This window comes from Streptomyces sp. NPDC088261 (assembly GCF_044740805.1).
GTDB lineage: Bacteria > Actinomycetota > Actinomycetes > Streptomycetales > Streptomycetaceae > Streptomyces.
On record NZ_JBIURL010000015.1, the window covers coordinates 93,228 to 113,750 of the forward strand.

Genomic DNA, 20,523 nt, shown 5'->3' on the forward strand with positions numbered 1-20,523 from the left:
CTCCGCGCGTGAGCGGACCGTGTCCTCTGCGATGCTGGCCGGGTGACGACCCCCGCCGTACCTCCGGAGCCGGTGACGCCCGACCCGCCGCGGGCCGAGCCGCACCCCCTGCTCACCCAGTCGTGGCTCGATCTCGCCTTCCTCCACTGGGAGGTCGACCCGGCCGACGTGGCGCCGCTGTTGCCGTCCGGGACCGTGCCCGACCTCTTCGAGGGCCGGGCCTACGCGGGGCTGGTGGCCTTCCGGATGCACCGCATCGGGTGGTTCCGGCTGCCCGGGCTTCCGTATCTGGGGACCTTCCCCGAGACCAACGTCCGCCTCTACTCGGTGGACGGGCGGGGCAGGCGCGGGGTGGTGTTCCGTTCCCTGGACGCGTCCCGGCTCCTCCCCGTGCTGGTGGGGCGGGCCGCGTTCAACCTGCCGTACGTGTGGGCCCGGATGAGCGTCGCCCGGGACGGCGACACGCTCACGTACACGAGCAGGCGGCGCTGGCCGGGGCCCCGGGGCGCGTACAGCGGGATCGGTCTGCGCGTCGGGGAACCGATCGCGGAGCCCAGCGCCCTGGAGCACTTCCTGACCGCGCGGTGGGGCATGCACAGCACCGTCCTCGGCCGTCCGCTGTTCCTGCCGAACACCCACCCGCGCTGGCCGCTGCACCGCGCCGAGCTGCTCGCGTGCCGGGAGGACCTGCTGGCGGCCGGCGGGCTGCCCGCACCGGCCGGGGCTCCGGCGAGCGTGCTGTACTCACCGGGGGTCCCGGTGCGTTTCGGCCGCCCCGCCCGCGCGGAAGCGCCGCCGGCGTCGTAGGCGTGTGCCCCGGCGCCCCTGAGGGGGGCACCCCTCGGGCCGGGTGGCACAGCTCACAGATGGTCCGGAACGTCAAGCGGAACACGGGGACTTGGCCACTCGTTCATCGGTATGTGGGTACGGAGGGGACGTGGTCCCGCGCCCCCGGTGACCACCCCCTCCGCCCCCTGCCGTGAGACCACCCTGGCCGGCATTCCCCCGTATCGGCCAGGGATCCCGCCCCGGCCAGGAGTCCCCACCCGGGCCGGGGCTCCCCCGCAGGCCCTCCTCCGGCGGCTGTACGACCAGTACGACGACCCCACTCGATCGGGTGAAATCAGCCCAACTCGGGCGCCTCTTCGGCTTCAATGGGAGCGCAGGCCCGTCCTCCGATCCCGTACCCGAGGAGTCGTCATGGCCGACCTCTGGATGCCCGGCGCCGAGAGATCAGACATCAGGGACCACGCCCCCACGGACGGTGGGCCGGCGAAGGCCGTCGCGCACATCACCTGGGACAAGAACGCCACCGAGGCGAAGCCGCAGGCGCTCGTGCCGTACGACCGGCTGAGAACCTACTTCACCGAGGGAGGCAAGGGCGTCGCCCCGCACGTGCTGTGGGACCCGTTCGAGGGAAAGATCTGCCAGTTCGTGCCCGCGACCTCACGCTCCAAATCGCTCGTGGACGAGCCCGGCGGGACCCGGACCAACCGCGCGGGCTCGGTCGTCCTCCAGATCGAGGCACTCTTCTTCCCCTGGTGTGTCGTGGGCGGGAAGGCGTACGAATCGCTCCAGGACACCCCGTGCGAGGGGTGGGAGGCCCTGCACGCCTGGGTGAAGTCCTGGGGTGTGCCGGACGTCTGGCCCCTGGGACGGCCCACGGATTTCAGCTCGCACCGGGACGAAGAGGTCTGGCGGTCCGAGGCCGGGTGGTACGCGCACGCCCAGGTCCCGGAGAACACCCACCAGGACCCTGGCAGTTGGCCGCGCTTCCCCCAGGACCACGGGGGCGGCGCGCAGGGCGGGCCGGGGAAGGCGTACGAACCGTTCCCCGGATCCGCGTGGTTCACCGCGGGCCGCAGGAGCCCGGTCGTGGCCCGGATGCACGACCGTCTGGTGGCGGTCGGATGCGACCGGTACCGCTCGTCGGCGGGCAAGGACACCCTCGGGTCTGGTGACGTCGCGTCGTACGAGGCGTGGCAGCGGAAGTATTCGTCCGATCACGGGAAGGGGTGGACGGGTTCCGCGCTCACCTGGCCCCCGGGGAAGGAGACCTGGGACGCGCTGAAGGTTCCGGGGAGGTGACGGAGTCCGGCCCCCTCCCGCTCAGGTGACGGTGGGCGGCTGCGCCGCCAGGGCGACGATCGCCTCGCTCGTGTGGACCAGGAAGGTCAGCGTCTCCTGGAAGTACAGCCGGATGTCGTCGCCGTCGTGCGACAGGTAGCCGATGGACACGTCCTGGCCGAGGTGGAGGGTGAAGTCGCCGCCCCGGCTGGAGAGCAGGAACGCGCCGTCGATGGCGGGCGCCCAGATGATGTCGCCGTCCAGGAGCCGCGCCAGGTGTTCGTGGATCGGGTAGCCGTGGTCGGAGGTCTCGTTCACGGCCGTGTACGCCTCGGCGCTCAGGGCCAGGTGGTAGGCGCCGTCGATGCCCGCCAGCCGCAGCGCGGTGATGGCCTGGCTGACGGTGTCCGGATAGGCGCGCACGTCCGCGGGCAGGGTGAGTGCCGGGTTCGAGGAGCCGGCGCGGACCCCGGTGATGCCCGCGGCCGGGTAGCCCTCGAAGATGGCGCGGTCCTCGGCGAAGGCGAGTTGGCGGGCGGCGTCCTTGACGGGCCCCCAGTCGGCGTCCCTGGCGCCGCGCGCGACGTTGTCCACCTCGCGGCGGGCGACGGTGAACGGGACCCGCAGTTCCACGACGGGCTGCGAGCGGCGGGACAGGGCCTGGACGCCGGGCGCGGGCGGGTCGATGGGGTCCACGTGTCCGGTGGGGACGGCGGACAGTTCGAGGCCGCCGGGCTCGGGCAGGTCGACGATCCGGCGTCCCGCGACGTGGCGTGTGAACGTACGTCGCGCCTCCTCCTCCAGGTCGGCCCAGGCGACGGCGGAGATCGGTGCGAGTTCGCGGTGCAGGTTGTTCACGGGGTGCTGCTCCTCTTCGTTGCCTTGAGATCGCCGATGCCGAGTGAGCCGTCGGGGGTCGGGGTGGTGTCGGGGCCCGGCGTGCCGCCGCCCGCAGTGCCGTCGCCGCGCGGCCGGGCGATGCGGATCCCGGCGGGGGCGGGCGGAGGCGGGGGGTCGTCCAGGAAGTCGGCCGTCGGCGCGAAGAAGAGCGTGCCGGTGACGGCCGTCGAGAAGTCCAGGATGCGGTCGTGGGTCGCCGGCGGGCGGCCGAGGAACATGTTCCGCAGCATCTCCTCGGTGACGCCGGGCGTGCGGGAGTAGCCGATGAAGTACGTGCCGAACTCGCCGCGCCCCGGGCTGCCGAACGGCATGTTGTCGCGGAGGATCTCCTGCTCCTCGCCGTCCGCGTCGGTGACCGTGGTCAGCGCGACGTGCGACGCTTCCTCGTCCAGCTCGACGTTGGTCAGCTTCTTGCGCCCCATGATCTTCTCCTGCTGCTCGACCGGCAGCGCGTTCCAGGCGTCGAGGTCGTGCAGGTACTTCTGCACGATGACGTAGCTGCCGCCGGCGAAGCCGAGGTCCTCGCCGCCGACGAGGACGGCGGTCCGCGCGTCGGGTCCGGTCGGGTTCTCCGTACCGTCCACAAAGCCGAGCAGGTCCCGTACGTCCAGGTACTTGAAGCCCTGGACCTCGTCCTGGACGGTGACGGAGCCCCGCAGCCGGTCCATGATCTCCGCGGCCAGGCCGAAGCACAGGTCGGTTCGCGTGGCGCGGATGTGGAAGAGGAGGTCTCCCGGCGTGGAGACCGCGTGGTGGCGGGGGCCCGCCAGGTCGGTGAAGGGGTGCAGCTCGGCGGGGCGGGGGCCGTCGAAGAGGCGGTCCCACACCTGGGAGCCGAAGGCGGTCACACAGGTCAGCACGCCGTCGGGAGCACCGAAGCCGACCGCCCGGGTCAGTCCCGACAGGTCGGCCAGCAGGTCGCGGGTGACGGCCTCGCCCCCGGGGTCGACCGTCAGGACCAGGAAGGTCGCGGCGGTGGTCAGGGGGCCGAGAACCGGCTGTGGCACGGCCTCCCGGGAAGGTTCGCCCGTCAATCCGCTCTCCTCGATCCGTGGTCGTGCGCCGATCTCCTGTGCCGGTTCCGCGACACGGCGCGGCTTTCCGGCGCTTCGCGACGTGATTGTTCCGGATCGCCCGGCTTTTGACGGTGTGTGCGCGCCGTAGAGGGCCGCACGAGGGAACCACGGGCCAGCGCCGTTGCCGCATCGAGACGGATCCGAAACGCTTTCGACGGCTCGTCAGACCCGCGTCGCACGTCACATTCACAAGTGCCCGACGATTCAGGGGGGATCAGATGAGACTAGGTACGGGAATCCGTCGATCAGCTGTGGCGGGGGCGGTCGCGGGGGCCCTGGTGCTCACCGGTTGCTCCGGGGGAACGGAGAGCGGGGCCGACAAGGCGTCGCACAGCGGCCCGCGGGCATGGGCCGGGGGATCGGGCGGCGGCGGAACGGCGGGGCCGGCGACCGGTGTCGAGGAGGGGACGGACGAGGGCGAGCAGAGGTTCGCGCCGCCGGACTACCTGTCGACGTTCGCGCTGGACGTCGACACCGCGTCGTACGGCTACGCGGTGCGCTCCTTGGAGGAGGGACGGCGTCCCGAGCCGTCCACCGTACGGCCCGAGGAGTTCGTCAACAGTTTCCGCCAGGAGTACGACCGCCCCGAGGGCAACGGCTTCTCGGTCACGCTGGACGGGGCCCGGGTGGGCGGGGACGACGGTCAGGACGGGGACGGACGGTGGTCCCTCGTCCGGGTCGGGCTGGCCACCCGGCTCGCCGACGACAGCGGGGAACGCCCGCCCGCCGCCCTGACGTTCGTGGTCGACGTCTCCGGGTCGATGGCCGAGCCCGGCCGGCTCGACCTGGTCAAGGACTCGCTCGCCCTGCTCACCGACGAGCTGCGCGACGACGACTCGATCGCCTTGGTGACCTTCAGCGGCGAGGCGGAGACCCGGCTGACCATGACGCGGGTCGGGGACAGCCGTGAGCGGATCCGGCGGGCGGTCGCGGACCTGGAGCCCTCCGACTCCACCAACCTGGAGGCGGGCGTCAGGACCGGGTACGAGAAGGCCGTCGAGGGCCGCAGGAAGGGCGCCACCAACCGGGTCGTCCTGCTCTCCGACGCGCTGGCCAACACCGGCGAGACGCAGGCGGACGCCATCCTCGAACGCATCGCGACGGCGCGGAAGCGCCACGGCATCACCCTGTTCGGCGTGGGGGTCGGCAGCGAGTACGGCGACGCGCTGATGGAGCGGCTGGCCGACAGGGGCGACGGCTCCACCACGTACATCTCGGACAAGGAGGAGGCCAGGAAGGTCTTCGTCGACCAGCTGCCCGCCCAGGTCGAGTTGCGGGCCAGGGACGCGAAGGCGCAGGTGGCCTTCGACCGGCGGACGGTCGAGCGGTTCCGGCTGATCGGGTACGAGAACCGCGCGGTCGCGGACGAGGACTTCCGGAACGACCGGGTGGACGGCGGGGAGATCGGTCCCGGCCACACGGTCACGGCGCTCTACGCCGTACAGCTGCGTCCCGGCGCCGAGGGGGAGATCGCGAAGGCGACCGTGCGCTGGCTCGACCCCGCGACGCGCGCGCCGCGCGAACGGTCGGGTTCCGTGCGGACCGGCGCGGTCGGCTCGGCGCTGTGGAGCGAGGCGAAGCCGCGCCTCCAGGTCTCCGCGGTCGCGGCCTACTTCGCGGAGGAGCTGCGCGGCGGTACGGTCCCGGGCGCGCCCGGGCTGGACACGCTGGCCGAGCGGGCCGGCGCGCTGGCGGAGTCGACGGAGGACCCGTCGGTCGACCGGCTGGCGGAGGCGATCCGCCGGGCGGAGCGACTTCGGGACTGACCCGACCGGCTCCCCCGGGCACTGTCCCCGGGGCCGGGTAATGTGCGGACATGATCACTGAAATCGTCATCATCCAGGTCAAGGACGGCCACAGCGAGGCCTTCGCCGCCGGGTACCGGCAGGCGCGTGAACTGCTCATCACGACGCCCGGCTGCCTGAGCGCGAAGATGCTGTGGGGCGTCGAGTCGCCGTCGCGGTTCATCGGGGTGAACGAGTGGGAGTCCAAGGAGGCACACCTGGAGAACTTCCGGGGGGACACGGAGCGGTACGCGAAGTACCGGGGCCTCCTCATGGAGCACGTGTCGGAGGCGGAGCCCCTGGTCGTCGAGCACTACGTCGACGTCATGGACGGCTGAGGACCTTTTCCGGACGGCACCTTTTCCGTACGGCACCCTTTCCGTACGGTCCGGTCCGTGGGGATCGTTTCCTGACGGGCCCAAGGGGAGGGTGTGGCGTGCGCGCTGTGGTGTTCGAGGAGTTCGGGCGGTTGCCGGTCGTACGGGACGTTCCCGACCCGGTTCCGCCGCCCTCCGGGGCGGTGGTCCGGGTGGGGGCGACCGGGCTGTGCCGGAGCGACTGGCACGGGTGGCGGGGGCACGACGACGGGATCTCCCTGCCGCATGTGCCGGGGCACGAACTGGCAGGCCGGATCGTGGCGTTGGACGCGGCGGTCGGGATCTGGAAGGTCGGCGACCGGGTCACGGTGCCCTTCGTCTGCGCCTGCGGGCGGTGTGCCGCGTGCGCGGCCGGGGACCAGCAGATCTGCGAGCGCCAGGAGCAGCCCGGGTTCACGCACTGGGGATCGTTCGCCGAGTACGTTCCCGTGCACGAGGCCGACGTCAATCTGGTCGCCCTGCCCGAGGAGATGTCGTACGTCACGGCGGCGAGCCTGGGCTGCCGTTTCGCCACCGCCTACCGGGCCGTCGTCACGCGCGGGCGCGCGGGTCCCGGGGCGTGGGTGGCCGTGCACGGCTGCGGCGGGGTGGGGCTGTCGGCGGTGATGATCGCGGTGGCGGCCGGTGCGCGGGTCGTGGCGGTCGACGTGTCGCCGGACGCGCTGCGGCTGGCCGGGCGTTTCGGCGCGGAGGCCTGTGTGGACGCCTCGGGGGGTGTCGAGGCCACGGCGGCGGCGGTCCGGGAGGTGACGGGCGGCGGGGCGCAGGTGTCGCTCGACGCCCTCGGCGCGGAGGCGACCTGCCGCGCGTCCGTGGAGTGCCTGCGGCGCCGGGGGCGGCATGTGCAGGTCGGACTGGCTCCGGCGGGCGGCCTCGGCGTGTCGATGAACCGTGTCATCGCGTTCGAGCTGGACCTTCTGGGCAGCCATGGCATGGCCGCGCACGCGTATCCGCTGATGATGGCTCAGGTGAGGTCCGGCCGGCTGCGCCCGGATCTGCTGGTCGGCGAGGTCATCGGGCTCGACGCGGCCCCGGCGGCGCTCGCCGCTCTGGGCGAGGGGTCCGGGGCGGGTATGACGGTGATCGCTCCCCAGGGGGAGGACGAGCCTCCGGCCTGACTCCGCCGGGCGTGTCACGGGGTGGGGGTGCCGGGAGCCACGGCGTGTCGCGGGGTGGAGGAGGCGGGATCCCCGGCGTGTCGCGTGGCGGCACAGCCGCGCCGCGGCCCGCTCGTCCCGGGAGGGACGAGCGACCGCGGCGTCATCGGCTCCGCGCTCCGGCTGCGGCCCGGCCGTCCGTGGCGGACGGTCGTGCGCGGTGCCGGGTGGGCGGTCAGGCGTGGGCGCGGCTGCGGCCCGTGACAGCGCGGTAGATCAGCAGCACGATGATGGAGCCGACGATCGCGGCGATCCACGTCGACAGGTCGAAGAACCCGTCGATGGAGTCGACGCCGAATATCACCTTGCCGAGCCAGCCGCCGAGCAGACCGCCGACCACACCGACCAGCATGGTGACGATCAGGCCGCCCGGGTCCTTGCCGGGCACGAGGGCCTTGGCGATGAGGCCAGCGAGCAGTCCGATGATGATCCAGGCGATGATGCCCATGACGCGCAACCTTCCCTTTGGTCCGTGAACGAGCCGGGCTCGTCCGTTGCTTACGGCCTGCCGTGTGACCCTGCGCGCCGTCTCCAAACGTCGGAAGCGGAAATTCCTTGCGCGGCCCGTGGCCGACCGCCGCGCCCAGGACACTTTCCGGACAGGCTTTTGACGGATCATGAGAAAGTTTCAGCGATTCGTTCCGAACCTCTGGACAGCCTCTTGGGTGCGCCTTAGTGTCTCGGCCCACCAGGCAAGTGTTTCGTCCCCGTAACAACGACGCGTCCCCCACGCTCCTTCACGTACCGGACAGCACCTCTCTCACCACGCCTCCCTCCCACGGTCGGACCACTCCCCCGCACCGAGGCTCTGCGCCACCCGCACACACGCACCCCCAGCACCCCCGTCACCGGACCGCCCGGCGCCCCCGGACGTCCCGGGCGGGGCACCCGGCCGCGCGACCGTCGTGGCCGTGACCGCAGCAGAAAAGGGAAGCGACATGAAGATCCGCATTTTTGTGGCCACCGCCTCGCTGGCCGCCTCCGCCGGGCTCGTGGGACTCGCCGGATCCGCCCAGGCAGCGCTCTACACCACCTGCGTCGGTGACGGCGGCGCCGTGACGGTCGGCGGGGACCTGGTCGTACCGGCCGGGCAGTCGTGCACGCTGACCGGCACCAAGGTCAAGGGCTCCGTGACGGTGGAGGCGGGAGCCGACCTCGTCGCGTCCGGCGCGACGTTCAACCAGAACGTGACGGTCCGTCAGAACGGTTACCTGGACCTCACCGACACCACGGTCAAGGGCTCCGTGACCGCGCAGTCGGCCTTCGGCACGCACGTCCAGGACAGCAGCGTCAAGACGGGGATCACCGCCGACAAGGGGTTCGTGTACGCCGTCGACGCGACGCTCGGCGGCACGGTCAGATCCTCGGCGGGCGAACTGTACGTCTCCGGGAGCACCCTCTCCGGCGCGCTGACCGGGGAGGGGAACCTGTACACCGACGTCTACGACAGCACGGTCAAGGGCGCCCTCACCGTCGGCGGGAACACGCTCGGCGGGGTCCTGTGCGCCAGCGAGGTCGAGGGCAACACCACGTACCGGAACAACGCCGACACACTCCAGCTCGGCGGCGAGGGGACGCTCGGCTCCTGCGCCGGCGCCACCTACCTCGGCGGGAACCTGACCGTCACCGACAACACGGCGGCGACCGTGCTGGACAACACAATCGTCCGGGGCGGGCTCACCGCGACCGGCAACAGCCCGGTGCTGGGACTCGGCCCGCTGGCCAGGGTCCGGGGCGCGATCACCGGTGAGACCGCGGCCGCCACCGCGGCGCCCTCCCTCGCGGCCCGCAAGGCGGCGCCGCAGGACCGCGGGGACGCCCTCGCGAAGAAGGTCGAGCAGCGGGCCGCCGACGCCCGGGCGGACGCCAGTGCGGCGGGCGACTCCGACCTGTAGTCCGCGGCGCACACCCCGTACCAGCGCCTCCCCGCGCCACCGGAGCAGTCCGGCGCCGTCACACCGGCGCACCCCCAGATCTTCTCGGCCGCATACCTCAGGAGTGACCGTGGGCCACATACGCAAGTCCTTCGACCGCAGAGCCTTCCTGCGGGCCACCGCAGGCACCACCGTGGCGCTCGCCGCCACGTCCGTCACCGGCGTGGGGGCGACTTCCGCCGCCGCGGCGAGCGGCCTGTCCATCCCCAAGGACCGCATCGCCATCCAGCTCTACAGCATCCGTGACAAGGTCACCTCGCTCGGCTTCGCCGTCGTGCTGGCCGAGTTGGCCCGTATCGGCTACCGCGAGATCGAGTTCGCCGGGTACACCCAGAACACCTCCATCCTGGGCCGGCAGATCACCCTCCAGGAGATCCGCCGCCTGCTGGACGACAACGGGCTGCGGGCGGTGGGCAGTCACGTCGGCATCGGCAACCTGCGCACCAACCTCCAGGGCGAGCTGGACTCGGCGCAGATCCTCGGCATGCCGCACATCGGCACCGCCAACGCCCCCTCGGGGAACAACACCGTCGCGGGCTACCTCGCGGCGGCCGAGGAGTTCAACACCTGGGGCGCGGCGGCCACCGCGCGCGGCCTCAAGCTCTACCAGCACAACCACGCGGGCGAGTTCGCCTTCGCCACCGACCAGCCGTCGGTCCGGCTGTACGACGTCTTCCTCAGGAACACCGACCCGCGTCACGTGTACCTGGAGATGGACATCTTCTGGGCGTACGTCGGGCAGCACCGCTGGCCGGGCTTCAACCCGGCGGCGTACGTGCGCGACCAGCCGTACCGCTACCCGCTGTTCCACCTGAAGGACGGCGACGCCAACCCGTCGAAGGCGGACGGCTACGACATCGTCGAGTTCGGCGCGGGAGACCTGCCGTACGAGAAGTTCATCCGGGACATCGGCCCGCGGGCCAGCCACGTCGGGATCTGGGAGCAGGACACGGCCCCCAACACCCTGCCCAATCCCCCCGGTTCACTCGGCGCGGCCGAGCGCAGCTTCACCGCGATCAAGACACTCCTCAACCGCTAGGGCGCGTCCCCGCACACCCCGACCACGTACCCGCCCAGCGACCTTAGGAGACGCGATCGCCGTGCACCGCACCCTGAGACGCCTGATCGCAGGGGTCCTCCTCACCGCGCTGCCCGCACTGGGCGCGGTGGGGCTGGCCCCCGCGGCGCAGGCACACCCCGACCACGAACACGCCCTGGACTGGGCGAACTACGAGAAGGTGACCCTCACCAAGGACACCGGCGAGCCGATCGACCTCGCCGTTCTGCCCGACAGCAGGGTCCTGCACACCGCCCGCAACGGAGACCTGCGGCTGACCGACCCCGGCAGCGGTGTGACCAAGGTCGTCAATCACATCGACGTGTACCAGAACTCGGAGATGGGTCTCCAGACGGTGACCCTGGACCCCGGCTTCGCCACCAACAAGTGGGTCTACCTCTACTATTCGCCGCCGCTCGACACACCGACGGGTTCGGCGCCCGAACGGCTCCCGGCCGGCCAGGACGACTCGTACTGGGACCGGTGGAAGGGGTACGACAGCCTCGTCCGCTACAAGTGGACCGGTGACAAGCTGGATCCGGCCTCCGCGCAGGAGATCATCCGGGTCGGCCACAACCGCGGCCAGTGCTGCCACGTCGCGGGAGACGTGGACTTCGACGCCGACGGCAACCTCTACCTGGCCACCGGGGGCAACACCCCGGCGTCCGGGCCGAACGTCAGCGGATACACGCCGATCAACGACGCGGCCACGTACAACCCCGGCCTCGACGAGCGGCGCGGCTCCGGCAACACCAACGACCTCCGGGGCAAGATCCTCCGCATCTCCGTCCAGGAGGACGGGAGTTACACGATCCCGGACGGGAACCTGTTCCCCGTGGGGACCGCGAAGACCCGGCCCGAGATCTTCGTGATGGGGCTGCGCAACCCGTACCGGATGACGGTCGACAAGGCGACGGGCGCCGTGATGTGGGGCGACTACGGACCCGACGCCGGGACCGCCAATCCCGACCGCGGGCCGATGGGTTACGTCGAGTGGCAGACCACCACCAAGGCCATGAACAGCGGTTGGCCGTTCTGCACGGGTGACAACACCCGCCCGTACCGGGACTTCGACTTCGCCACGCTGACCCCGGGGCCGGCCTTCGACTGCGCGGCGCCGGTGAACGACTCCCGGTGGAACACCGGGCTGACCCAGCTGCCGCCCGCCGCCCCCGCCACCCTCTGGTACGGCGACCGGGACACCGACCAGCCGTGGCCGGAACTGACCGCTTTCCGGGGCCCCGGCGGCCCCGGCGGCCAGGCCCCGATGGCCGGGCCCGTCTACCACTACGACGCGGACAACCCGGCACCGGGGAAGTTCCCCGAGTACTGGGACGGCAAGGCGTTCTTCGGCGAGTTCTCGCAGGACTACGTGGCCGCCCTGACGCTCGAGGGCCCCGACGGGCCGGTGAGCGAGCTGGAGAACGTCCTCCCGAACAGCGAGCGTTCGGAGAACGGCATCCCGCCGTGGGACAACCCGATGGACATGGAGTTCGGTCCCGACGGCGCGCTGTACGTGCTCGACTACGGCGACGGATTCTTCCGGCAGAACCCCGACGCGGGTCTCTACCGGATCGACTACGCCGAGGGCAACAAGGCCCCGACCGCGGTGGTCAAGGCGACTCCCTCGTCGGGTCAGGCCCCGCTGACCGTCTCCTTCGACGCGGGCGCCTCGACCGATCCCGAGGGCGGCGCGCTCACCTACCAGTGGGACCTGAACGGTGACGGCACCTTCGACGCCAGCGGTCCCCGGGCGACCCGCACGTACGCGGAGAACGGACAGTTCCAGGCCCGCCTGAAGGTCACCGACCCGCAGGGCAAAATCGGACTGACGAGCCGTCAGATATCGGTGGGCAACACGGCGCCGACCGTACGGATCACCTCACCCCCGGACGGCGGCTTCTTCACCTGGGGCGACGCCATTCCGTACGGCGTCGACATCAACGACCCGGAGGACGGCACGGCGATCGACTGCGCGAAGGTCGCCTGGACCTTCGGTCTCGGGCACAACCAGCACGGTCACCCCGTCAACAGCGGAACGGGCTGCACCGGCGCGGTCGTCTCCCCGGCGGACGCCGGGCACGGGGACACCGAGAACGTCTTCGGCGTCCTCGGGATCGTATACACCGACAAGGGCGCGGGCGGCGTCCCGCCGGCCGCCGGCGACGCCCAGGTCGTCCTCAACCCGGCGCTGATGCAGGGCGAGCACTACGACACCTCGCAGGGGATCACGGTCACCGACGACACCACCGCGTCGGGACAGCGCAAGGTGACCTCCTTCGACGAGGGGGACTGGATTGCGTACGACCCGGTCTCGTTCGCCGGCATCACCGGCGTGCAGACCCGCGCGTCCGGCGCGGGAACGCTGGCCCTGCGGTGGAACGCGGCCGACGCGGAGCCGTTCGCCACCGTGTCCGTACCGGCCGGTGAGGGGTGGCGGACCGTGACCACCCCGCTCGCCGGCGCCCCGTCGGGCAGCGGGCGGCTGTACGTCACCTCCTCCGGCGGTGTGGAGCTGGACTCCCTGACCTTCCAGGGCGCCGGTGTCGCCGACAGGACCCCGCCGAAGGTGACCGCCACGCTCAATCCGGCGCAGCCCACCGGGAGCAACGGGTGGTACACCGGCAACGTGACCCTGAACGTCGCCGCCACCGACAACGGGACGGTCAGCAGCCGCCAGTACTCGGTCAACGGCGGGACGACCTGGCTGACCGCCAACGCGGCCGTCACGCTGTCCACCGAGGGCGTCACCTCGGTCCGCTACCGGGCGACCGACAGCGGCGGGAACGTCTCGGAGGTCGGCAGCCTCACCGTACGGATCGACCGCACCGGGCCCGCGGTGACCGTCACCGGGCTCGACGCGGACGGCACGTACGGCGACTCCACCCGCCCGGCCCCGGTGATCGCCGCGACCGACCCGGTGTCCGGCGGGGCCACCGCCACCACCACGCTCGACGGCTCCGCGGTCACCTCGGGACAGCCGCTGACCCTCTGGCGGCTGCCGCTCGGCGGCCACGACCTGACGGTCACGGCCCGGGACGCCGCGGGCAACACCACGGTGAAGACGGTGCGCTTCACGACCCGCACGTCCTTCGGTGACCTGGGCACGCTCATCCCGCGGCTGCGGGCCGAGGGGCTCGTCACCGCGCAGGGCGAGCAGCGGCTCACGGTCCGGCTCGACCAGGCCCGCGCCCACGCGCAGGCCGGGCGGACCACCCAGGCCGCGGCGGTCCTGGACGCCTTCGCCGCGTCCGCCCGTGACACGTCCCTGGTGTCCGACGCGGCGGCCCGCGCCGCGCTGGCCCGGGACGCGGCCGCGGTGAAGGGGGGCCTGGGCGACTGACGCGCCGGACACCGCTCCGTCCCCCGGTGGGGCGGGGCGGTTCGCGTGAAGGGCAGGGGCCGGTCCGTACCGGCCCCTGCCCTTCACGGCGCTCCCCGGCCGTCGTGTCCCGCCGGCTGTTCCGTCCGGCCCCCTCCGTGAGGTGTTCCGTCCGGCTCCATCCGTGAGGTGTTCCGACCTAAGGTGTTCCGAGGAAGGGAGCCCGTGAACATTCCGTACCGCGTCATGAGCCTGCTGCGCGACAACGGGCCGCTGTCCCGTGCCCAACTGGCGGACCGGGTGGAGGTACCGCGCCCCCGGCTCCTCGCGGAACTCGACCGCATGGTCACCGCCGGCCGGGTCCTGGAGGCCGGCCCCGCCGCCTCGCGCGGCGGCCGCCGCTCCACGCTCGTCCAGCTGGCGCCCGGCCTGCGGTTCGCCGCCGTCGACCTGGGAGCCAGCTCCATCGACATCGAGATCACCGACGGCGGTCTTGAACCGGTGGCGTCCTGCTCCGAGGAGGCGGACATCCGCTCGGGCCCGGTCGCGGTGCTGGACCGGGTCAGCGAACTCCTCGTCGGGATGCGCGAGCGGGGCCACTACACCCGGCTCGACGCGATCGGCATCGGTCTGCCGGGTCCTGTGAGCTTCCGGGAGGGCGTCCCCGTCTCGCCGCCGATCATGGCGGGGTGGAACCGCCATCCCGTACGGGACACCCTCGCCCGGGCGCACGACTGCCCGGTGGTCGTGGACAACGACGTGAACGTGATGGCGCTCGGCGAGCAGCACAGCGGGGTGGCCAGGACCGTCGAGCACCTGCTCTTCGTGAAGATCGGCAGCGGGATCGGCTCCGGGGTGCAGCACCACGGCCACATCTACCGGGGGGCGGCGGGGGCGGCCGGGGACATCGGCCACATCCAGGTCGAGGCGGACGGCCCCGTCTGTTCGTGCGGCAACTCCGGCTGCCTGGAGGCGTACTTCGGCGGGACCGCCCTCGCCAGGGACGCCCTGGCGGCCGCCAAGGACGGCCGGTCGCCTGCCCTCGCCGACCGGCTCGCGGAGCGGGGCACGCTGACCGCCGTCGACGTCGGCGAGTGCGCCGCGGGCGGTGACAGTACGTGTGTGAACCTCATCCGGGACGGCGGCCACCGGGTGGGGCAGGTCCTCGCCACCCTGGTCAGCTTCATGAACCCGTCCATGATCGTGATCGGCGGCGGGCTGTCGGGGCTCGGTTACGTCCTGCTGTCGGAGATCCGCAGCGTGGTGTACAAACGCTCGCTCCCGCTCGCCACCGGCAACCTGCCGATCGTGATGTCGGAGCTGGGGCCGCGGGCCGGGGTCGTCGGCGCGGCGCTGCTCGCGAGCGAGCTCTCGTACGGCGGAGGAGTCTGGCCCCACCCGGACTGACCGCACTCCCCCGCCCCCACCTGCTCGATCCTCACGGCCGCCGCCCGCAGCGGTGCTTCCCGCCATGTGCGACTAGGATGAAAGTCGCACATGGGGTAAACGCGCGCGCAGGTACGGATACGTACAGGTACAGGGGCATACAGGCGGCCCCCACGGCGCAGCTGGTCGCGGTGGAGCCGTGACAGCGGATCGGACACACATGAGCAGTGGATTCATGGGTCCGGAGGGCTACGGCCCCGACCCGTTCAGTGACTTCCTCTCCCGCATCCTCGGTACCGGCGCCAACGCCGGCGGCCCGGGGCGGCCCCCGCCAAGGCAGGCGGACATCGCCCGGCTGATGAGTGAACCGGCCCGGGAGCTGGTCGCGTCGGCGGCGAGTTACGCGGCGGAGCACGGCAGCCCGGAACTGGGCACGGAACACCTGCTGCACGCGGCGCTCACGGCCGAGCCGACGCGCGCCCTGCTGGAGCAGGCAGGCGCGAATCCCGACGCCCTGGTCGCCGAGATCGACCGGAGCGTGGGCTCGGGACCGCAGCAGAAGTCCGTCTCCGTCACCCCGGCGGTCAAGCGGGCGCTGCTGGGCGCGCACGAGCTGGCGCGGGCGACCGGCTCCTCGTACATCGGTCCCGAGCATGTCCTCGGGGCGCTCGCGGCCAATCCCGACTCGGCGGCGGGACGCATCCTGAACGTGGTCCGCTTCACGCCGCCCGCCGCCCCGTACGGCGGTGTCGGGCCGCAGCCCGGCATGGAGCAGGGCGCGGTGCCGCAGCACGGCACGCCGACCCTCGACAAGTACAGCCGCGATCTCACCGATCTCGCCCGGTCGGGCCGGATCGACCCGGTCATCGGCCGTGAGGAGCAGATCGAGCAGACCGTCGAGGTGCTCTCCCGGCGCGGCAAGAACAATCCCGTCCTCATCGGTGACGCCGGGGTCGGCAAGACGGCCATCGTGGAGGGCCTCGCGCAGCGCATCGGCGACGGGGAGGTGCCCGGCACGCTGCACGACCGGCGGGTCGTCGCGCTCGACCTGTCGGGGGTGGTCGCCGGGACCCGTTTCCGGGGTGATTTCGAGGAGCGGCTCAACGCCATCATCGACGAGATCCGCTCCCATTCCGACGAGCTGATCGTCTTCATCGACGAGCTGCACACGGTCGTCGGCGCGGGCGGCGGCGGCTCCGAGGGGTCCGGCAGCGACGCGAGCCAGATGCTCAAGCCCGCCCTCGCGCGGGGTGAGCTGCACGTCATCGGCGCCACCACCCTGGAGGAGTACCGCCGTTACATCGAGAAGGACGCCGCGCTCGCCCGGCGCTTCCAGGCGATCCTGGTGCCGGAGCCGTCCGCGGAGGACACGGTGGAGATCCTGCGCGGTCTCCAGGACCGGTACGAGGCGCACCACCAGGTCCGCTACACGAACGAGGCGCTGCTCGCGGCCGTGGAGCTCTCCGACCGCTACCTCACCGAGCGTTTCCTGCCGGACAAGGCGATCGACCTGATCGACCAGGCCGGGGCCCGGGTGCGGCTGCGTTCGCGCACCAAGGCCACGGACGTACGGGACCTGGAACGGGAGGCGGAGCAGCTGACCAGGGACAAGGACCAGGCGGTCGCCTCGGAGCAGTACGAACGGGCCACCGAACTGCGGGACCGTATCAACGAACTGATCGACCGGATCGGGGCGGAGGACGGCCGCAGCGAGGGCGACGGCCACATCGTGGAGGTGTCCGCGGAGGACATCGCGGAGATCGTGTCCCGGCAGACCGGTATCCCGGTGAGCAGTCTGACCGAGGAGGAGAAGACCCGGCTCCTCGGCATCGAGGACCACCTGCACACCCGCGTGGTGGGGCAGGACGCGGCGGTCACGGCGGTGTCGGACGCCATCCTGCGCTCCCGGGCGGGCCTGGCCGACCCCAACCGCCCGATCGGCAGCTTCCTCTTCCTCGGGCCGACCGGGGTGGGCAAGACCGAGCTGGCGCGGGCGCTGGCGGAGGCGCTGTTCGGCAGCGAGGAGCGGATGGTGCGCGTCGACATGAGCGAGTACCAGGAACGGCACACGGTCAGCCGGCTGGTCGGTGCCCCGCCCGGATACGTGGGCCACGAGGACGCGGGCCAGCTGACGGAGGCCGTGCGGCGGCATCCGTACTCGCTGCTGCTGCTCGACGAGGTGGAGAAGGCGCACCCCGATGTGTTCAACCTGCTGCTCCAGGTCTTCGACGAAGGGCATCTGACGGATTCCCAGGGCCGCCGGGTCGACTTCAAGAACACGGTCGTCGTCATGACGAGCAACCTGGGCTCCGACGCCCTCAGCGGAAGCCGCGGGGCGCTGGGCTTCGCCTCCCCGGACGCCTCCGACACGGGGCAGCCGGAGGGCGCGGGCGGTTCGCGGACCCGGTCGGCGGCGGAGGAACGAGCGCTCAGTGCGCTGCGGGAGCACTTCCGGCCGGAGTTCCTCAACCGCCTGGACGAGGTCATCATCTTCCGCCGCCTCACCGACGAGCAGCTCAGGGAGGTGACGGGACTGCTCCTGGAGGCCACCCGCCGGCGGCTGCGCGCGCAGGACATCACCATCGAGTTCGACCCGGAGGCCGTCGACTGGATCACGCGGCGCGGCCATCAGCCCGAGTACGGGGCGCGTCCGCTGCGCCGCACCATCCAGCGTGAGGTCGACAACGCCCTGTCCCGGCTGCTGCTGGACGGCGCGCTCGCCCCCGGGGCACAGGTGCGGGTGACCGTCGAGGGGGAGCGGCTGGCGTTCCACACGACGGCCATGGTCTGACTCTGACCCTGGGTGCGACGCGGCGGGCCGGCCCCTCAGTCGGCCCGCCGCATCAGGGCGTTGAGCTCCCCGTACTCCAGGCCGTTGGCGAGGCCGCCGTAGGTGCCGGTGCCCAGCAGTTCCTCGATGGCGCGGCGGACGACGGCGTACGCGGACAGGACGACCGACGACCCCAGGCTGATCCGGGCGACGCCGCACCGCGCGAGGTCGGCGACGGAGGGCGCGCCGGACCCGACGAGGATGTTGACGGGGGCGTCGATTCCGTCGGTCAGGGCGGCGACCTCGGCCAGGTCGGTGACGCCGGGGACGAAGATGCCGTCGGCTCCGGCCGCCAGGTACGTACGCGCCCGGTCCAGTGTTTCGCGGAGGCGTACGGATTCGTCCAGCGCGCCCGACAGGTAGGTGTCCGTACGGGCGTTGATGAACAGGGGTACGCCGGTGGCCTCGGCGGCCGCCCGTGCGGCGGCGATGCGGGCGGCCTGTTCGGCGGCCGGGCGGAGCGGGACCGCCGGGTCCGTGTGGGCGTCCTCGATGTTGACGCCGACCGCGCCCGCGGCGATCACCTGGGCGACGGTCTCACCGACCTCGGCGGCGGTGGCGCCGAACCCGGACTCGATGTCGGCGCTCACCGGCACGTCCACGGCGGCGGCGATCCGGGCGACCAGGTCGACGGCCCGTTCGCGGTCGATCTCGTTGCCGTCGGCCGCGCCGAGGCTCCAGGCGACCCCGGCGCTGGTGGTGGCGACCGCCGCAGATCCGGCCGCCTCGATCAGGCGGGCGCTCGCCACGTCCCAGGCGTTCGCGAGGGCGAGGGGGGACGAGGGGCGGTGCAGGGTACGGAAGGCGCGGGCGCGGTCGTGCTGTGTGCGGTCGTGCTGGGTGCCGTCGTGCTGTGTGGTCATGACGACCATTGGACCAGCCGGCACCGGCCGGGGCTGGCAGGTTTGCGACAGGAACGTCCGGCGTCGCTGTTGTGCGCCCCACCACGTCATTTGCCGGACCGGCAAGTTTTCTGTCCCGCCCGCGCCCCCGTGACAGATGCTCGTGATCACAGCGGACATCGCCGCCACCGACGAGGAGAGCACCATGGCGCAGCCCACCCCCGTACCGCCCCCGACCGCCGCCGACACCCCGCACGCGACGGCACCCGCCGCCCGGCACCGCCTGGTCGAGGTCCCCGGCGGCCGCATCCACCTGGTGGAACAGGGCACGGGCCCGCTGGTGCTCCTGCTGCACGGTTTCCCCGAGACGTGGCACTCCTGGAGCCGGCAGCTCCCGGTCCTGGCCGCCGCGGGCTTCCGGGCCGTCGCCGTCGACCTGCGGGGGTACGGGCGTTCCTCGAAGCCCGCCGACGTGGCGTCGTACCGGATGCTGTGCCATGTCGCCGACAACGCCGGGGTCGTCCGGGCGCTCGGCGAGGAGACCGCGACCGTCATCGGCCACGACTGGGGCTCCACCATCGCCGCCGCCACCGCGCTGCTGCGGCCCGACGTGTTCACGGCCGTGGGGCTGCTCAGCGTCCCCTACGCCCCGCCCGGGGGTCCCCGGCCGACGGACGCCTTCGCGGCGATCGGCGGGGACGAGGAGTTCTACGTCGGCTACTTCCAGGAGCCGGGGCGGGCCGAGGCGGAGATCGAGCCGGACGTCCGCGGCTGGCTGGCGGGCTTCTACGCCAGTCTGTCCGCCGACACGATGGCGGACGCGGGCGGCGAGAGCCCGTTCTTCGTCCCCGCCGGGCGGCGGATGTCCGACCGCTTTGTGCGCGACGTCCTGCCCGCGTGGCTCACGGACGCCGAACTCGACACGTACGCCGGTGAGTTCGAACGTACGGGACTCACCGGCGCGCTCAACCGCTATCGCAACGCCGACCGGGACTGGGAGGATCTCGCCGCCTGGGACGGCGCGCCGCTCACGCAGCGGTCGCTGTTCATCGGGGCGGAACGGGACGCGTCCACGACGTGGATGAGCGGGGCCATCGACGCGTTCCCGGCGACGCTGCCGGGGCTGACGGCGTCGCACATCCTCCCGGGGTGCGGGCACTGGATCCAGCGCGAACGGGCCGACGAGGTCAACCGGATCCTGCTCGACTGGCTCACGCCGCCTTCGCCGCGCCGCTGAGGGGTGGTGCGCCCTTGGCGCCGGTCAGCGGTTCAGGCTGAGCACCAGGGTCGCGGCGGCCAGGACCAGGAACGGGTACTGGAACCCGAACGAGTAGTCCCGTACCCGCAGATGGGTCGCGATGGCACACAGGTAGAACACGACCAGTCCGGCCGCCGCCGCCGTGCCGAGCGGCGGGATCCAGAAGGCGGCGAGGAGTCCGAGCGCGGCCGCCGCCTTGGGGACACCGAGCGCCGGCATCCACGAACGGGGCACGCCCGCCGCGTCCATGCCGACGGCGACCTTCTCGTAACGGACGAAGTCGCAGACGGCGGAGAACACGTTGGCGGAGACGGTGACGAGCGCGAGCACCACAAAGGCGAGGGTCATGGGGGCTGCTTCCTGGGACGGGTCGGGTGTGCTGTCCCGTCCCAAGAGCCGTACCGGCGCGGCAGTGTGACAGTCCGATCCCGGACGCGGACGCGGACGCGGACTCGCACTCGAACGAGTGCTTTTCGCGGTGACCGCTCTGTCCCGACCTGCTTCGATGACATTCTCGTTCCGCAATCGTCCTC

General features: G+C 72.2%; 16 protein-coding genes. 11 read left to right on the top strand and 5 right to left on the bottom strand.

Annotated elements, in window-relative coordinates; all coding sequences use genetic code 11:
* The first annotated feature begins 42 nt into the window (after positions 1 to 42).
* Positions 43 to 807, top strand: a complete 765-nt coding sequence (locus ACIODU_RS25870; protein ID WP_356421542.1) for a DUF2071 domain-containing protein — start codon at positions 43 to 45, stop codon at positions 805 to 807.
* Between the two features lie 393 nt (positions 808 to 1,200).
* A complete protein-coding gene (locus ACIODU_RS25875; RefSeq protein WP_401770132.1) occupies positions 1,201 to 2,088 on the top strand; it encodes a peptidoglycan-binding protein in 888 nt (295 codons plus the stop codon).
* A gap of 21 nt (positions 2,089 to 2,109) precedes the next feature.
* Here ACIODU_RS25875 and ACIODU_RS25880 read toward each other — a convergent pair whose 3' ends face one another.
* Both ACIODU_RS25880 and ACIODU_RS25885 read right to left on the bottom strand, forming a co-directional pair.
* Positions 2,110 to 2,925: a family 1 encapsulin nanocompartment shell protein gene (locus tag ACIODU_RS25880; protein ID WP_401770133.1), complete on the bottom strand. Its 816-nt coding sequence runs from the start codon at positions 2,923 to 2,925 to the stop codon at positions 2,110 to 2,112.
* Positions 2,922 to 4,001, bottom strand: coding sequence for a Dyp-type peroxidase (locus ACIODU_RS25885; protein ID WP_401770135.1), 1,080 nt, complete (start codon positions 3,999 to 4,001; stop codon positions 2,922 to 2,924). The genes ACIODU_RS25880 and ACIODU_RS25885 overlap by 4 nt, the downstream gene beginning before the upstream one ends.
* Before the next feature lie 260 nt (positions 4,002 to 4,261).
* Between ACIODU_RS25885 and ACIODU_RS25890 the strand changes: the two genes are divergently transcribed.
* The 3 genes from ACIODU_RS25890 to ACIODU_RS25900 all read left to right on the top strand — a co-directional run bounded on the left by ACIODU_RS25890 (position 4,262) and on the right by ACIODU_RS25900 (position 7,322).
* On the top strand, positions 4,262 to 5,809 hold the full coding sequence (locus ACIODU_RS25890; RefSeq protein ID WP_401770136.1) for a von Willebrand factor type A domain-containing protein: 1,548 nt from the start codon (positions 4,262 to 4,264) through the stop codon (positions 5,807 to 5,809).
* Positions 5,810 to 5,859: 50 nt separating this feature from the next.
* Entirely contained in the window at positions 5,860 to 6,165 is a 306-nt protein-coding gene (locus tag ACIODU_RS25895) for an antibiotic biosynthesis monooxygenase family protein (RefSeq protein ID WP_401770138.1), read from the top strand.
* A gap of 98 nt (positions 6,166 to 6,263) precedes the next feature.
* On the top strand, positions 6,264 to 7,322 hold the full coding sequence (locus ACIODU_RS25900) for a zinc-binding dehydrogenase (RefSeq protein WP_401770139.1): 1,059 nt from the start codon (positions 6,264 to 6,266) through the stop codon (positions 7,320 to 7,322).
* 214 nt (positions 7,323 to 7,536) lie between these two features.
* On the opposite strand, the gene ACIODU_RS25905 is transcribed toward ACIODU_RS25900, so the two are convergent.
* On the bottom strand, positions 7,537 to 7,809 hold the full coding sequence (locus ACIODU_RS25905; protein ID WP_356421521.1) for a GlsB/YeaQ/YmgE family stress response membrane protein: 273 nt from the start codon (positions 7,807 to 7,809) through the stop codon (positions 7,537 to 7,539).
* Between the two features lie 463 nt (positions 7,810 to 8,272).
* Here ACIODU_RS25905 and ACIODU_RS25910 point away from each other — a divergent pair, with 463 nt between their 5' ends.
* From ACIODU_RS25910 to ACIODU_RS25930, 5 genes are all read left to right on the top strand, one after another.
* A complete protein-coding gene (locus tag ACIODU_RS25910; protein WP_401770141.1) occupies positions 8,273 to 9,256 on the top strand; it encodes a hypothetical protein in 984 nt (327 codons plus the stop codon).
* 109 nt (positions 9,257 to 9,365) lie between these two features.
* A complete protein-coding gene (locus tag ACIODU_RS25915; protein WP_356421516.1) occupies positions 9,366 to 10,334 on the top strand; it encodes a sugar phosphate isomerase/epimerase in 969 nt (322 codons plus the stop codon).
* Between the two features lie 61 nt (positions 10,335 to 10,395).
* The gene (locus tag ACIODU_RS25920; protein WP_401770143.1) at positions 10,396 to 13,695 is read left to right on the top strand and encodes a PQQ-dependent sugar dehydrogenase; all 3,300 of its coding nucleotides are present in this window, start codon (positions 10,396 to 10,398) and stop codon (positions 13,693 to 13,695) included.
* Positions 13,696 to 13,920: 225 nt separating this feature from the next.
* Positions 13,921 to 15,081, top strand: coding sequence for an ROK family protein (locus ACIODU_RS25925; protein WP_356421716.1), 1,161 nt, complete (start codon positions 13,921 to 13,923; stop codon positions 15,079 to 15,081).
* Positions 15,082 to 15,280: 199 nt separating this feature from the next.
* Positions 15,281 to 17,851, top strand: a complete 2,571-nt coding sequence (locus ACIODU_RS25930) for an ATP-dependent Clp protease ATP-binding subunit (protein WP_401770145.1) — start codon at positions 15,281 to 15,283, stop codon at positions 17,849 to 17,851.
* A gap of 35 nt (positions 17,852 to 17,886) precedes the next feature.
* Here ACIODU_RS25930 and ACIODU_RS25935 read toward each other — a convergent pair whose 3' ends face one another.
* Positions 17,887 to 18,753, bottom strand: coding sequence for an isocitrate lyase/phosphoenolpyruvate mutase family protein (locus tag ACIODU_RS25935; RefSeq protein WP_401770147.1), 867 nt, complete (start codon positions 18,751 to 18,753; stop codon positions 17,887 to 17,889).
* A gap of 184 nt (positions 18,754 to 18,937) precedes the next feature.
* Here ACIODU_RS25935 and ACIODU_RS25940 point away from each other — a divergent pair, with 184 nt between their 5' ends.
* Positions 18,938 to 19,969, top strand: a complete 1,032-nt coding sequence (locus ACIODU_RS25940) for an alpha/beta fold hydrolase (protein WP_401770269.1) — start codon at positions 18,938 to 18,940, stop codon at positions 19,967 to 19,969.
* Positions 19,970 to 19,993: 24 nt separating this feature from the next.
* Here ACIODU_RS25940 and ACIODU_RS25945 read toward each other — a convergent pair whose 3' ends face one another.
* The gene (locus ACIODU_RS25945) at positions 19,994 to 20,338 is read right to left on the bottom strand and encodes a DoxX family protein (protein WP_356421505.1); all 345 of its coding nucleotides are present in this window, start codon (positions 20,336 to 20,338) and stop codon (positions 19,994 to 19,996) included.
* Between the last annotated feature and the right edge of the window lie 185 nt (positions 20,339 to 20,523).